This is a genomic window from Actinomadura sp. 7K507 (genome assembly GCF_004348425.1).
Classification (GTDB): Bacteria; Actinomycetota; Actinomycetes; order Streptosporangiales; family Streptosporangiaceae; genus Spirillospora.
In genome coordinates, this window is sequence record NZ_SMKK01000235.1 from 1 (window position 1) to 14389 (window position 14389).

General features: G+C 64.4%; 12 protein-coding genes, 1 tRNA gene and 1 pseudogene. 10 read left to right on the plus strand and 4 right to left on the minus strand.

The window, feature by feature from the left end; genetic code table 11:
- The 5 genes from E1285_RS36340 to E1285_RS36360 form a co-directional block, all read left to right on the plus strand.
- On the plus strand, window positions 1-307 hold a 307-nt coding region (locus tag E1285_RS36340; RefSeq protein WP_132159130.1), incomplete at its 5' end, for a class I SAM-dependent methyltransferase.
- Between the two features lie 76 nt (window positions 308-383).
- Window positions 384-457 (plus strand) — tRNA-Pro (locus tag E1285_RS36345).
- A 1476-nt stretch (window positions 458-1933) separates the two neighbouring features.
- The gene (locus E1285_RS36350) at window positions 1934-2632 is read left to right on the plus strand and encodes a hypothetical protein (protein ID WP_132159131.1); all 699 of its coding nucleotides are present in this window, start codon (window positions 1934-1936) and stop codon (window positions 2630-2632) included.
- Window positions 2629-3243, plus strand: coding sequence for a DUF488 domain-containing protein (locus tag E1285_RS36355; protein ID WP_132159132.1), 615 nt, complete (start codon window positions 2629-2631; stop codon window positions 3241-3243). Before E1285_RS36350 ends, E1285_RS36355 begins: the two co-directional genes overlap by 4 nt.
- Window positions 3240-3677 carry a DUF488 domain-containing protein gene (locus E1285_RS36360; protein WP_132159133.1) on the plus strand — a complete coding sequence of 146 codons (438 nt, stop codon included), beginning with the start codon at window positions 3240-3242 and terminating at the stop codon, window positions 3675-3677. The genes E1285_RS36355 and E1285_RS36360 overlap by 4 nt, the downstream gene beginning before the upstream one ends.
- Before the next feature lie 207 nt (window positions 3678-3884).
- Here the strand turns inward: E1285_RS36360 and E1285_RS36365 are convergent, their stop codons facing one another.
- Window positions 3885-6161, minus strand: a complete 2277-nt coding sequence (locus E1285_RS36365; RefSeq protein ID WP_132159134.1) for a DUF262 domain-containing protein — start codon at window positions 6159-6161, stop codon at window positions 3885-3887.
- Between the two features lie 343 nt (window positions 6162-6504).
- A pseudogene (locus tag E1285_RS48455) lies at window positions 6505-8633 on the minus strand (UvrD-helicase domain-containing protein).
- 139 nt (window positions 8634-8772) lie between these two features.
- On the opposite strand from E1285_RS48455, the gene E1285_RS36375 reads away from it, so the two are divergent.
- A complete protein-coding gene (locus tag E1285_RS36375; protein ID WP_165966908.1) occupies window positions 8773-9303 on the plus strand; it encodes a DUF4365 domain-containing protein in 531 nt (176 codons plus the stop codon).
- On the plus strand, window positions 9300-10418 hold the full coding sequence (locus tag E1285_RS36380; protein WP_132159136.1) for a hypothetical protein: 1119 nt from the start codon (window positions 9300-9302) through the stop codon (window positions 10416-10418). The genes E1285_RS36375 and E1285_RS36380 overlap by 4 nt, the downstream gene beginning before the upstream one ends.
- 89 nt (window positions 10419-10507) lie before the next feature.
- On the opposite strand, the gene E1285_RS36385 is transcribed toward E1285_RS36380, so the two are convergent.
- Entirely contained in the window at window positions 10508-10969 is a 462-nt protein-coding gene (locus tag E1285_RS36385) for an NUDIX domain-containing protein (protein WP_132159137.1), read from the minus strand.
- A 149-nt stretch (window positions 10970-11118) separates the two neighbouring features.
- Complete coding sequence (locus E1285_RS36390; RefSeq protein WP_132159138.1) at window positions 11119-11568, minus strand: ATP-binding protein; 450 nt, start codon at window positions 11566-11568, stop codon at window positions 11119-11121.
- Window positions 11569-12064: 496 nt separating this feature from the next.
- Here E1285_RS36390 and E1285_RS36395 point away from each other — a divergent pair, with 496 nt between their 5' ends.
- The 3 genes from E1285_RS36395 (at window position 12065) to E1285_RS36405 (ending at window position 14258) form a co-directional block, all read left to right on the plus strand.
- Window positions 12065-12895: a methyltransferase domain-containing protein gene (locus E1285_RS36395; protein ID WP_132159139.1), complete on the plus strand. Its 831-nt coding sequence runs from the start codon at window positions 12065-12067 to the stop codon at window positions 12893-12895.
- A gap of 291 nt (window positions 12896-13186) precedes the next feature.
- Window positions 13187-14062, plus strand: coding sequence for a helix-turn-helix transcriptional regulator (locus E1285_RS36400; protein WP_165966909.1), 876 nt, complete (start codon window positions 13187-13189; stop codon window positions 14060-14062).
- A 1-nt stretch (window position 14063) separates the two neighbouring features.
- A complete protein-coding gene (locus E1285_RS36405; protein WP_132159141.1) occupies window positions 14064-14258 on the plus strand; it encodes a DUF397 domain-containing protein in 195 nt (64 codons plus the stop codon).
- Window positions 14259-14389 lie beyond the last annotated feature (131 nt).

Sequence of the window (14389 nt, forward strand, 5' to 3'; positions counted from 1 at the left end):
CCCCTTCCCTCCCTCCACCTTCGACCTCTGCCTCACCTACAACGGCCTGCACTGCCTAGAAGACCCCGCCGCCGCCCTCCTCGAACTGACCCGCGTCCTACGCCCCGGCGGCACCCTCCAGGGGACAACCCTCGTCCGCGGCACAACCCGCCGCCACGACACCCAGATCACCCTTCTCCAGCGCCTGGGCATCTTCGGCACCCCCGGCACCATCACCGACCTACACACCTGGCTGACCTCGGCCGCCCTGACCGACATCCGCCTGACCCGCTCCGGGGCCGTGACCGCCTTCACCGCCCGTAAATAGGGACGCACCACCCTCCCGCATCCGCTATGGTGTACGAGGCGCCGGGAGAACGTACGACCTCCCGGGCAGCCACCACCGGGGTGTAGCGCAGCTTGGCAGCGCGCTTCGTTCGGGACGAAGAGGCCGTGGGTTCAAATCCCGCCACCCCGACCCAAAGGTGCAGGTCAGAGGCCGGTTCTCCACTCAGGAGACCGGCCTCAAGCTTTTCATCCGCGATCTGTCCGCGACCCCAGCCGTCACCCACGGACCTCGTCCGTCCCGGACCAGCACCAAGAGACAACCGCCTCGTCCCTCCACCGTTCAAACCCGGGACGTCGCATGACACACTCGCGACGCCGACGACGAGAGCAGCACTGGGATGCCATCTACTCCATCTGGGGCGCGGTCTGGTTCACCAACCCCGACGACCTGCTTCCACTTATCCACACCCGCCTGAAACCCTGGCGGCAAGCTGGTCTTCTCCCACGCCCCCGCTGCCCCAGCTCCTACGGCGCCGGCTTCACTGGCCCCCAAGTCTGGCTCTACCGCTGATCCTACGAACCAGAGACCTGGACAACCATCCTCCAAGCGCACGGCTTCAATGGCGTAAGGGCTCGGGTAGAGTCCGCGCCCATGCCAAGCCGCGTGGGCACGCTCATCATCCAGGCTCTCAATCTGCCGACGGGGTCGTAGCGTCGGCGACAACCCCCGAGCGGCTGTGCACTGAGGCGTCCCATTGTCGCCCTCTACAGGACCAGCCCCCTGATTGCCGCATCCTCCGAAGAGACGTGGCGCCACCACCTCAACCGCGGCGGCGACCGCCTAGGCCAATCCGGTTCTGCATCAACTGCCGCCCGGGATTGTACGATTTCCGGCTCTGTAGCAATGGCGACGGAAGACGCGCCCGGCGGGGATCGGCACATCGGGGTGCTCGCACCGCCACGGTTTCCGCACATACGGCACGTCGAGGATGCGCATGCCCAGGATGAACGACAGCCCGACATCTGGCGCGATTGCCGTCGACGATCTCGCGGCTACTGCGCCGCGACGAGGTGCCCCGCGGCGCATCTTGGTTTGGTGGGCAGTGGCCGCGCGATGGCATCGCGATCGGTGGGCGACCCCCTTGCAGACGCCAAGCCGGCCGCCACTGACCGGTAGCGCGAGTGCGCGCAAGACCGTCTGCCCAGGGTGATCCGCACTCCCGACGGCCGGGCGGTGCCGTGGCCACGTACGCCCCGGAACGGCCGCAACCATGGCCGTCGGCGAAATCGCAGTGGGCGAACACTTGGATCCCGGAGCAGATGGCCCACCAAGTCCAGATGGAGTTCAGCGATGATGAGTCGTTTCATCAAGCGCTCTACATCAGCGGTGGGGCTTTGTAACGCGAGCTCGTCGCTTGCCTGCGGCCTGGTTGGTCCTGCGGCGCCGCCGGCTCGCGCTCGTCTCACTGGTGGTGTCGACTCCGCCGCAACTGCCCGCACTCCAGGATTGTTTCCGCCCGCTGGAACGGAACAAGGTGCCGAATCAATAAAGGTCGTCAACCTACGCCATCAGAGTGGTTTCATCCAACTGGCAGGGGGTCGCTCTATGTCCGCGCCTTGCGCTACAGTCATGCGCTCAAAAGGCGTGGTACTTGGAGTGATGCGCGTGACAACGGTCAAGAAGCTCGTGTGTCTGGCAAACTCTCGGAAGCACTCGGGGCGCTGTATCGCAGGTAGAGTCGACGAAGCTCAAGGAGAGTGGATACGCCCTGTCAGCGCCCGCTCGGGCCACGAGGTATCTGAAGTCGAGCGGCAATATAAGAACGGTTCAGAACCGCGTGTCCTCGACATCGTACGAATTTCACTTATTAGACAACAGCCGTTCGGCTTTCAGAGGGAGAATTGGCTTCTCAATCCTGAATACCACTGGGAGAAGATCGGTCGTATCGGGTGGGGTAGCTTGACCGTATTAGAGCAGCATCCCGAGACGCTGTGGATCAACGGGTACAGTACGTTCCATGGCGAGAACGATCGCATGCCGGTCGAGCAGGCGGACACTCTGGCGGACTCGCTCAAGCTCATCCGGGTCGACCGCATGACTCTGCAGGTCCATGCTCCTGGCGAGGCGTTCGGGAACCCGAGGCGGGTCGTGCGGGCACGGTTTAGGCATGCAGGCTTGGAATACGCGCTGCTAGTTACCGATCCCGAGTATGCAGATGCATACCTGGCCAAACCGAACGGCTCCTATGACCTGGGCGAGTCCTTCATGACGGTGAGTCTCGGTGAGCCATGGGAGGCTTCTGTCTTCAAGCTCGTGGCGGCCATCGTCGAAGCTGCGAAGACCGGGGCCGGCGACAGCGCATGACATCCAGGACCATTTATACGGTTGGTCACTCCACGCACAGCTTCGCAGTCCTCCAGCGTCTACTTCGAAAATATGAGATAACGGCCATCGCGGATGTGCGTTCGGTTCCTGCCAGCCGGTTCGCTCACCAGTTCAACCGGGACATACTGAAGCGTGCCCTTCATGAAGCCGACATAAAGTACGTATTTCTCGGCGAGGAGCTTGGGGCGCGCTCGAACGACCCAGCCTGCTACCTCGACGGACGGGTACAGTATCGGCACCTTGCCCGGACTCCGGAGTTTGCGCGCGGTATTGAGCGTCTGCTAAATGGGGCACAGACTGAACGCATCGCCATCATGTGCACTGAACAAGAGCCACTGGACTGCCATCGCACGATCCTCGTCGCACGGGTGATCGAAGATCATGGGATCAGCATAGAACACATCCACAGCGACGGGCACCTGGAAAGCCAGGCCATGGCAATGCGGCGTCTAATGGCCAAATTCGATCTGGCCGAGGACGACCTATTTAACGAACCCGCCAAACGCCTGAAGATGGCCCTCAGTCGCCAGGAGCAGCGCATCGCGTATGTCAGGAACGAGTTCCGTGTCGACGGAGCGGAAGAAAGATGAAAATCTACACGATTGGCTTTACGAAGAAGTCCGCCGAAACGTTCTTTGGGCTCTTGCGCGAAGCGCAAGTACGTACGCTGGTTGACATTCGTTTGAATAACGTCTCACAACTAGCAGGCTTCACTAAGCGTGACGACCTAAAGTACTTTCTCAACGAGATTTGCGACATAAGATATAGTCACCGAGTCGATCTGGCGCCTGCACAATCCATGCTCGACGACTACAAGAAGCGCGACGTGAGCTGGGCAGACTACGAGGACCGCTTCTTGAAGCTCATGGAGCACCGTCACATTGAAGACACTGTTCCGAAGGAACTGCTTGACAACGCCGCCTTGCTTTGCAGCGAAGACAAGCCACTCCAGTGTCATCGCCGACTTGTTGTGGAGTATTTGTCGCGGCACTGGGATGATATTACGATCCAGCACTTGACTTGATATTCCAGGATGCTTCACGAGGCAGGTATACGAGGCCAAATTGAAGGCGGTCAACGGACACTTCATCAGCGGCCTTGCATCAGAGAACCTCTCTCGGAGACGCGGGCAAGACACGGCTTGGGCATCCCAAGCCTGATGTCCGGTCGTTGGCCATCCCCGGCGGGCTTGCTCAGCACCTACCCTGGGCAGGAGTCCCTTTCAGCTCTCTCATCCCCAGTGTTGCTCCTGGTACTTCATGAGGTCTTCGCCGTGGAGCTGTTTGGTCGCGTTCCCTACCCGCACCCAGAACTCCGAAGGTCCCACACCAGCCTTATTAGCTGGTTTGGCGAAGACCGGGTTCCCGGACGCTGCAATGCTGAGCTGGCAGATCGTCTTCCCGTCCACTTCGGGGAATCGGATACGTGCGGTCGTTGCCGTCGGGGCGGACAAGTTGTCGTCGAGCAGTTGCCTGAGGAACAGCTCGTAGCCGTCGGCGTTCTGTTTCGAGCCGAATGTGCCGAAGTCATCTTCGATGCCCAGGACCTGGCCGTCGTCCGCAACACCGATGAGAAGAACACCACCTTCGGCGTTGAGGAAACCGCACACTGTTTTGACCAGAACCTGCCCGAGCTTCGGATCGTGCTGCTTGGTATGCACGTTCCATCGTCCGCTGGATTTGAACTCCGTGGTCTGTGATTCACCGGCGGTGATCAGACCAGCCGCGGTCATCGGCGGGAACTTCTTACGCCCGTCGGTGATGGCGTTAAAACCCTCCTGGACGACACGCGCGATGAGTTGGCGGCGCCGCTCGAGGAAGGTCGGATAGTCGAGTTGCTCCCAACCGACCGGAAGCGCGTGCCACCGGGATTGCCGGGCCAAAGCTTGCGGGTCAGTCTTCTCGGTTATGCGTGGGAGGTAGTCGCTTGGCGCGTCGGCATGGTTGCGCTCGTCGGCCGGCCAGTCGATGTATGCCATGTTCGCGATCGCGTTGGCCTGGCGCGTGCCCGAGATGCCGAGCGATTCGAGGTACTTGCGAGGAAACAGGCGATCGCGTTCCAGTGAGCGCGGTGCCGCACCCGTGGCGTCGAGGAGATCCCTGATTCGCAGGTCGCCGAACAGCACCTCGGCGTCCAGAATGTTCAGCGCGGCCAGGTAGGCAAACAGGGCGGGGGACCGGGACGATGACGTATCGAGCCGGTTCGGTAGCGAGATCTCCCAGTAGTCCCCGGTGAAGTTCGCTGCGACGATGCGGTCCAGTTCAGCGAGGAAGGCGGCGCCGTCACCGGCGGGCAGACTCGCGATGCGTCCGAGGTCAGACTCCATCTGAGACTCCGGCGAGCTGCTGTAACGGCTGGTGGTGTGCGCCATGAAGAACCATCGTGCGATGGCGGGGCGCAGGGCCGGAACCTGCAGGGCGAAGTCGTGACGACCGATCAGCCAGAGCGTGTAACTGAACAGCAGGGCGTTGTCCGAAGTGATCATCTTGCGGCCGCGGAAGCCGGCAGTCGCCACACACTTGAGGAACTCGTGCCAGCTAGTCAGGTCGAGCACCTTCTCCTGAGCCTCGGCGAGCAGCTCGAACTGATCCTGGCGGCGCTCTGGGCTGACCTTTCCGCTTTCGAGATCCTTGCCGCGCAGGATGCTGTAGACGTGCTGGAGCCGGGCCCGGCGGAAGGCGACCGCGACGGCGACGCGCAAGAGCTGGTCCGGACTCGGGTCCAGGAACGGGTTCCGAGGACTCGGGCCGGTCACCGCGGGGTCGACGGCGGCGCGGCTAAAGTCCTCCAGCTGCCGGCGTCCCTTCTCCCAGTGCACGGACATGAGCGTGAGGATGAAGTCGGACTGGTTAAGTTTGACGCCTTCGGAGTTGATGCGGACGAAGATCTCTGCGACCTGCTCCTCGTCGGTGGTGTCGTCCAGCTCGACCACCTGGAACCGGAAATCACGTAGATCACGGACGCGGTCGATGCGCTCCTCAAGCTCGTCCTTGCGGGCGTCCGGGAGATCTTCATCGAGCGTCTTGCTGAGCCGCTCGAAGAACTGGCGTACCGTAGTCTTGTAGCCATTCGACCAGAGCACGGTGATGTCAGGGATAAAGTTCGCGTCGCGCTCAATGGCTGCGTCGGTGACCTCGAACGTCTGGTCCTCCGGGCGGAACCCGATCCGTATATGGCGCTGCTCAAAAGACTTGGTCAGCACGGGTCGACCGGTGAGTACGGCGAACAGAGAGGTCAACCGTTGCTGGCCATCGACGATCAAGAGCTGGGGCGCTCGAGCAGAAGTCTCCATCCCGATCTGGCGAGTGCCGACCTCCGCGCCGGTCTCCCAGAACATCAGCGTGCCGATCGGGTACCCGCGATACATCGAGTCAAGCAGGTCCCGGATCTTGGTCGCCGACCAGACGAACGGACGCTGAATGTCGGGAAGACCGATTCGTCCGCTCTTGATATCTTCGACCAGATGACTTAGCGAGTAGCCAGTGTCGCGGTAGAGAGTGGGTGGCACGGTTGATACTCCTTGGGGCGTACCCTCGACGTTCTGGGACGGCGCTTCGCGTAGTACACCACTTCCACCACGACCTATCCAACTCCTAAATACAAACGATCTTCCTATACGGCTTGGAGCTGCCTCTTTGGAGTGTCACGTAGCTCGCCAGCCATATGGGTGATGTTGGTGGATGCAAGGTAGGCGGGTCAGCAAGTTTGACATGCCTGTGCAGGTAGACGGTGCTACTCAGAAGCTCGGCCTCGCGGTGATTGTCGTGGGCTGTCCGGTTTCCGCCAGGCTGGGAGTGCCCTTGCGAGGGTGCGGATTGAGTTGTAGCGGTCGCCGATCGGCCACTGTGTAATCACAGCGGGAGGAGTGGGCTGGGGGTGCTGTGCCAGGAGAGGTAGAGGTCTTCGCGGGCTCGGGTGCAGGCTACGAAGAGCAGCGAGCGTTCGCTGAGCATGTCGATCTCGTGCTGGATGCGGTCGAGGTCGGCGGTGGTGACGGCGGCTTCCAGTGGGTGGGAGCGTTCGTTGACGCCGATCAGGGCGACGCAGCGGAACTCCAGGCCCTTCATCGCGTGCATCGTTGCGACCCGCACGCCCGGTTGGGACGCGTCGGGGCCGTCCTTGAGGGCGACGGTGGGGATGTCGTCGTCCATGAGCCGCTGTTTCGCCCGTGCACCGAGGTCGTGGAAGCGGGTCGCCACCGCGATGTCGGACGGGTCGACCCCCGCGTCCAGCCAGGAGCGGACCTTGCCGACCAAGCGGTCCAGTTCGACGGCCTGGCTGGACGCCGACGCCAGCGCCGGGTTCCGGCCGTGGAGCCTCGACCTGTAGCCGTCGAGGGTGTCGGAGCCCTCGTCCAGGTCGTCGATCTTCTCACCGGTCATGATGGCGGACGACCAGGTCAGGATCTCCTGGGTGCTGCGGTAGTTGATGCGCAGCCTGCTGGAGCGGCCCGCAACGTTCACGCCCATGGAGCGCAGGGACACGCGGGTGTCGTAGATGCGTTGGTGCGGGTCACCGGCGATGAACAGGTCGTCGGGCTGCTCAGTGACTGCATTGCGGAGCACGCGCCACTGCGCCGGATGTAGGTCCTGTGCTTCGTCCACGATGATGTGGCGGTACCGCGGTCCCTCCGTGGCCAGTAATTCGGCGGCCCTGACGCAGAGCTGGAGGTAGGTGCACTGGCCGTCCGCTTCGAGCTGCCCTCGAATTCGGCTACGGCGCGCCAGACTTCGACGCGCCGAGGGGTACGGAGTGCAGCGCCCCGGCCGGCGCGGGAGGCCGAAAGGTACTCCTCCTCACTGCCGATGCCTTGCGCGAGAACCAGATGCCGGAATTCGAGGTCCAGGAAGTGCTCGTTCCATGGCAGGTCGAGCCTCTTGGCAATCCTCTGCCAGCGCTTGCGGGTGTGGTAGTCGTTATCGGAGACCAGTTTGGGGACGGGACCGTGGTCGGCCACGACCCGGCGGGCGAGCGCGTTCACCGTGGTCACGTCAACACGGTCGAGCCCTTCGGAGTCGCCCAGCAGTAGCGCCAGGCTGTCCCGCAGCGAGTCTGCCAGCGCGTTCGTGAAGGTCGTGAGCAGGATTCGGGCGTCGTCGGACTGGTCGAGAAGGTGTCTGACGCGGTGCAGCGCCACCACGGTCTTGCCGGTGCCGGGTCCGCCGGAGACCTGTGCCGCACCGCTGTAGGACGGGCGGTAGGCGATGCGCCGCTGGGACGGGTGCAGGAAGATGCGCCAGGCGTCGAACGGCTTGGTCAGGATGTCCTGCAGTTCGTCCGGCCCCGATACGAGTGTGATGCGGCTCGGCGTGTTGGTGATGGCGGTCGCGAGGTCGCCCGTGGGCCCGCCGGCGGCCACGTCGGCGGGACGCCGGATCGCGACGACCTGCTGCCATACCTCGTCGGGCGTGAAGCCCTCGGCGAGGTATTGCAGAACCTCGAACTGGTCTTCGGGGAACAGGGTCGCGAAAGCCTCGAGCTGCGGTTTGTCAGTGATGGTGCGGACGGCGGGCAGCACACCGTCGTCGATGCCGAGGTCCCGCAAAACGGTGTCGGAGTGGTCGGCGAACAGGAGCGCGGGAGCCTTGTCGGCCGCCTTCCGGAGCACCGGCGTGAGCTGTTCGATCGCTTCGACATTGCGGATTTCGAGGCCGCGCGTGGCCGTGTTGACACTGATGACGCGTTTGCGGGCCCAGCTGGTCGCCTTGTCGTGCTGCAGCACTTTGAGCAGTAGGTAGGTGCCGCTGCCGTCGTCCGGCGCGAGCACGACTCCGCGCCAGAACCTGGTGACGCGGATGGTGCGGATCCGCGGGTCCCGGGCGCTCTCCAACTGCTCGAGATGCAGGCCCTTGTCGGCGGTCAGCTCGGCGGCCGTGAGTTTCTGGAACTTGGCCATCGCCTCGCGCACACCTTGCTTGACCGTCTTCTCCAGGTTCTCGTACTCATCGAAGAAGTCGGCGGCGAAGGCGAGCTGGGGCAACGCTTCCTCCAGATCAACGTGGGCCGGATGGAGCAACGCAATCGTCACATTACTGGACCTTGACCGATTTCCGACTACGGCCTTAGATCTGGATACGACAAATTTCAACGGAACGCCGCACGGAGGGTGCACCGGCATCGTGGATGCGAGGAACCACCAGGGCGGATACGGCGAGGCGTTCGTCAGCGCGCTCGCCGTGGCGGCGGGCCTGCGGCTGGCGAAACCGATCCCGGACGTCGACGGCATCGACTTCTGCATGTGGCCCGATGGCGTGGGCGCACTTCGCGGTGCCCGCGCATCCGGGGTCAACGTCCAGGTGAAGTCCGGTTCCGTGGCCACGGAGACCGATACCACGTGGGGCTACCGCCTTGAGGTTCCCCACTTCAACTTCCTCGCCGACGCACTGGCGACCGTCTACCCGACGCTCCTGTTTCTGGTGATCGTGCCGAAGGACCGGCGGGAGTACGCCACAGCCGAACCCGATGGGCTGCTGTTGCGGAACGCTGCCTACTGGCACTCCCTGGCGAACGCGGACCCGATCGCTAATCCCAAGGAGGGCACGAAGACAACCGTCCATGTTCCCAAGGCCAACCTGCTGACCGTTGATTCGCTTCGCGCACTCGTGGAGGATCCACAGAAGGCGACCGAGGCACAGGCGGAGGCGTCATGACGATCGGCAGGGACGAGCTTGAGCGCCTCACGCCTGACGCCGTGGTGCGCTATCTGAGCTCCACGGGCTGGCGTCGGGCAGGCGACCTCAACGGACGCGCCACAGTCTGGGAGTTCGGTCGCCGGAACTTCGAGGTAGTCGTCCCCGTCTCCGACCGTTTCCGCGACTTTCCGCAACGCATGTACGAGGTCGTCCGGACGCTGGCCGAGGTCGAGGAACGTCCCGAACCGGAGATGCTGCACAGGCTCGCGGCCCCCGAGGTGGATCGGCAGTTCTTCCGGCTCTTTCCGGACGCACCACCGGGCCTGATCCCAGCAGCCGATGCTGCCGAGGCGTTCCGGGGCGTACGGGAACTGCTCATCGCCGCCGCTTACGCCGAGCACTACCCCGGCGCTGCCGGTTTCACTCTGCCCAATAGCAAGCCGAAGGTAGTCCGGGAGTTCCCGGAGAAGGCTCTGCTCAGTACCACGGAGGGAAGCTTCGTCATCAGCGCGCAAGTTCCCCTCACCTCTAACGACGGAACGCTTTTCTCCACCGTGGACGCCTTCGAACGCAAGGTTCTCCGGCGGTTGAGACGTGCGCTGTTCAGCGCGAGGGCGGCCGCCGCGGAAGCGTCCGAGCGAGCCGAACTCACACCTTTCGAGGAACGGACGGACGACGGTGTCTCGCGGACGCTCTGCCAGGCGCTGGCGCGTTTCGGGGGGTCCGACCGGAACCGTCCCTTCGAGATCGAGTTCGACTGGGCCGGTGCCGTGGCCAACCACGCGAAGCCTGATGCGCCGGTCCGGTTCGAAGGCGAGCAGGTGAGCATGCTCGCCCACGCCGCTGAGGACCTCGGGCGGAAACCGACAACGGAGCCGGCGCAGATGCGCGGCCGGGTCCGCGCGATGGACCGGAACCGGCCGAACGAGCAAGGCTGGGTTGTCGTCCGCGGGGCCCTCACCGTCCGAGATATCAGCAGGAACCGACAGGTATGGGTCCCGCTTGACCCGGACGACTACGACCGCGCCCTCCGCGCCCACGGCCAGGGCCTCGAAGTGCGCGTCTCCGGCACGCTCACCCGCACCGGCCGCCGCGCCGAACTCAAGCCGGGCAGCTACTTCCGCGTCCTATGACTCATGGTTCCCTGCCACAGCGACGCCGAGCGAACCAGGGGACCAAAGCTCTCCAATGATCGACGGGTTCCTCAACGCGCTGCCAGCGTTCATGAGGCGGCCCAGTCCCGGATTGCTCGAGCGGTCTCGTCAGTGACGTCGGAGTCGGCCAGGTCGGCAGGCCGGAGCCATCGGTGTGCGGTGTGTTCGGTGCTCAGGACGATGGGCCGACCATGGTGGGCGAGGCCGAAGGTGTATTGGCGCGCTCTGCGGCCGGATCCGGAGACGTAGTCGAAGTGGGTGACAAAGCCGGGGTCGAGGATGAGTGGTCCGGTCCAGCCGATTTCTTCGGCGAGTTCGCGTTCCAGTGCGGTGAACAGGTTCTCGCCTGGCTCGACGCCACCCGAGGGGAGTTCTTCGATACCGGCCATGAACGCGTCCTCGGTGGAGCGGCGCAGGATGAGCACTTGGCCATCAGAGTGGACGATGGCGCCGACCACGAGTTTGGTGATGCCGTCGCGGTCAGCGTCGGCGTGCAACTGCTGAATGTCGAGGCCAGATGCGGTGGTCACGCTGGCAGGGTAGTCCGGACATTCAGCGGCCCCAAAGGCACGGTGATTCTGCGCAGGCTGCGAAAGTTCTGCACTTCCAGCTCGATCAGCCGGTCGTTCATCGTTCCCGCTCCCGCGATCGTCAGTTCTGGCGGCCACACCTGGAAAGATCAGCCTATCTCGCGGCCCCCTGCACACAGCGCTGCGCGGGGGAACGTTGCTCGGATGGTGCGGCCCCGGGCGTCACCGGTCCATGACCAGGTGGCGGTCAGGGCCTCGACGGTGCGCAGACCCCGGCCGCCCTCAGCCAGGTCGAGGATGTCCTGTAGGCGCGGTTCCCCCGATCCGCCCTGGTCGGTGACGTAGACGATGACGCCGGCCACATCCATGCTGATCTCGACAGTGAACCGGCCGCCGTCAGCGCCCGAGCGAGTATGCCGGACGGCATTTACGGCGAGTTCGTCCAGGACGAGGAGAACGTCGTCCAGGCCCGGAAAGTCGGCCAGCAGATGCGCGGCGAATGCCCGAACAAGCCGGATTTGGTCCGCCTTGCCGCGGAATTCCCGCTGCCAGTACATCGATACCTCCGGCTTCGCCGGAACGGATACGGCGAGCAGCATTGATCACCTCACATGGACGATCCGAAATCACGCTCCCATGCTCAGGAGCGGGAACCCTTGCCCGCCTGCGGCTTCCGGCATCCGGACGCCCGCCGCAGGGATGGTGCGTTTACGACAGGGACGTCCGCACAGGGCACGTGCGTGATCGTGAACGTTCACGGACGCGCACGTTCGTTTCCGGCACGCAATTGCTCGCGGAAGGCCGATCGGAGCGGCTCGATCGACAGCACGCTCGGCGATCAGGTGATAGCACAGAGCCAGAGTGGCGAAAGCCGGTCAGCTGTCGCCCCCGGCCCTCACCGGATACGTCGGACTACCGTGCCCGATCCGCGGGCCGGCCTCAACGCTGAGTTGCGAAAGGAGCCGTCGGCATGGGGAAGCACGGTAAGGAGGTGCCCTGCGGTATGTGCAAGGGAACGGGGAAGATCAGCACCACCGAAGACGGAAAGTCTCGGGACATTCCCTGCACGGGCTGCGGCGGCACCGGGCGGCAGGGGTGACGATCGAGGAGCTTCTGCGCAGGGTGCCGCGTGAGGCGTTCGTCCCGGACGTGGTCTGGGTGCACCGGGACGACGGCTGGGCCGTCCCCCTGCGACGTGCGGACGACCCGGACCGGTGGCTCGAACTCGTCCGCTCCGATGACTCGATCATCACGCAGGTCGATGACGGGGCCACCGAGCGAGGCGTCTGGCCGACCAGCTCGGCCAGCGCGCCGCACATCGTGGCCACGATGCTCGAAGCACTCGATGTCGAACCGGGCATGAGGGTACTGGAGATCGGCACGGGCACCGGTTACAACGCGGCGCTGCTGGCGGAGCTGGTCGGGCCGCAGAACGTCACATCGGTCGAGATAGACGCCGGTCTGGCCGAACAGGCCCGTACCGCCCTCGCGCGGGTCGGCTGCCACGTTCGGGTGGTGACCGCGGACGGCACGCACGGCCACGCCGCGAACGCTCCCTACGATCGCGTGATCGCCACGGCCGCAGTGTGCCGGCTGCCCTACGAGTGGGTGCGGCAGACGCGGCCGGGCGGTCTCGTCCTCGCTCCCTGGGGGCCGACGTTCCACCCTGATGATCCACTGGCGGTCCTCATCGTCGGGGAGGACGGGACGGCCGAAGGACGCTTCACGTGCCCGGCCTGGTTCATGCCCATGCGGGACCAGCGGATGCCGCAGGACGTCCGGCACCGAACCCGCGAGCGCTGGGAGGAGATGGGCGAGCCCGCCGTCTCGCGGTTCGGCCTTACCGTCACCGCCACAACGCAGCACATCTGGCTGGACCGCCCGGACAACCCCATCTCACCCACCCTGCCGCGCAGCGCCGGTTAGCCAAGCGTCACCCGCCCCGGCGCGTACCGCTGCGGCGGCCGGTCCCCGGGTCGCACCGGATTCGCGCGCCAAGGCGGAGGCGACTCGTTCGGACGACGACGTTCACGTTCGTGAACGTGCATGGAAGCGCACGTTCATCCTCGGCACGTGGCCATTCGTTGAGTGCAGTTCGAAAGAGTCGCTATCGACGACACGTTAAGCGTTGACATGATAACTCTTAGTCATCAGTTCAACTGTCCCCGGCCAGCAGCTCGCCCCCAGCCCTCACCGGCCCGATCACGGAGGTCACCGGTGACCAGTCCCTTCGTCCGCCGGCAACGACTCGCCACCGAACTACGGACCCTGCGCGAGCAGCGCGGCATCACCGCCGACGAGCTGTCCAAAGCGATCTTCCGCTCCCGCACAACGATTTCCAAGCTCGAGAACGCCCGCTGCCGCCCCGACGTCGGCGACGTCTCGAACATCCTCAATGCCCTCGGCATCCCTCGCGAGCAGATTCGAGAGATCATCGAGATCGCGCTCGACGCCAACGCGCGCGGCTGGTGGGACTCCTACGGCGATGCCATGGGCGCCCGGCAGCGCATGTACGCCAACATCGAGTCTGGTGCCGCCACGATCCACGAATACAACCAGACCGCTCTTCCTGGGCTTCTGCAGTGCCTCGAGTACAACTGGGCGCTCATCGAGCTTGACAAGCTCGATGGGTCCAAGCTCAATTACGTGCCCGAGAAGAGCGTAGAAGCACGTCAGCGGAGGCAGGAGAACGTCTTCCGACCCGGCGGCCCAACGGTCGAAGTCGTCATCGACGAGTTCGTCTTGAAGAGGCTGGCTGTTCCCCCCTCCATCATGGCGGCGCAACTTCGCCACATGGTGCAGCTCGTAACCCGCGAACCGCGCTTCACCGTCCTCGTCCTACCTCTGGACGCCCGCGTCCCGGCGACCCGACTTCCGGCATCCGCCTACACCATCTACTCGTTCCCCGACCCGCAAGACCCACGGCTGGTCGTCGCTGAGACCAGCAACTGCCTGGTTCACACAACCCTGAGTGCGGTGGCAGGGTATGAACGTCTACACGACCGGCTCCGGCAGGCTGCACTTCCCGCCCTAGAGAGCCTCTCTCTTCTGACGGACGCGGCCGACCGGCTGAGCGAACAGGCAGGCCCGTAACGTGAAGCAGCAGTACAGCGGCTGGCGCAAGTCGACGCACAGTGTCCCGGATTCCACTTGTGTCGAAGTAGGCCGCTCCTTCCACGGCACCATCGGCGTACGCGACACCAAGGAAGGCGGCACTGGCCCCATCCTGGACTTCACCCCCCGTGAGTGGGCCGCGTTCATGCAGGCCCTCCGCTCCGCAGACTCCTGACGATCTAGTACGGCAGTCGTAGAACGTGATCTTGTCATTGGCGGTTGAGGCGGGCCCGGTAGTGGAACCAGCGGGCGCGGGCTTGGTGGCGTCGTCGCCAGGTGTGCCAGCGCAGGTGGTGCTCGGTGCTG

What these genes read in the sequence shown, in the direction of transcription:
- E1285_RS36355 (WP_132159132.1), top strand. Translation starts at nt 2,629, where the DNA reads ATGACATCCAGGACCATTTATACGGTTGGTCACTCCACGCACAGCTTC.
- E1285_RS36360 (WP_132159133.1), top strand. Translation starts at nt 3,240, where the DNA reads ATGAAAATCTACACGATTGGCTTTACGAAGAAGTCCGCCGAAACGTTC.
- E1285_RS36380 (WP_132159136.1), top strand. Translation starts at nt 9,300, where the DNA reads ATGACGATCGGCAGGGACGAGCTTGAGCGCCTCACGCCTGACGCCGTG.
- E1285_RS36390 (WP_132159138.1), bottom strand. Translation starts at nt 11,568, where the DNA reads ATGCTGCTCGCCGTATCCGTTCCGGCGAAGCCGGAGGTATCGATGTAC.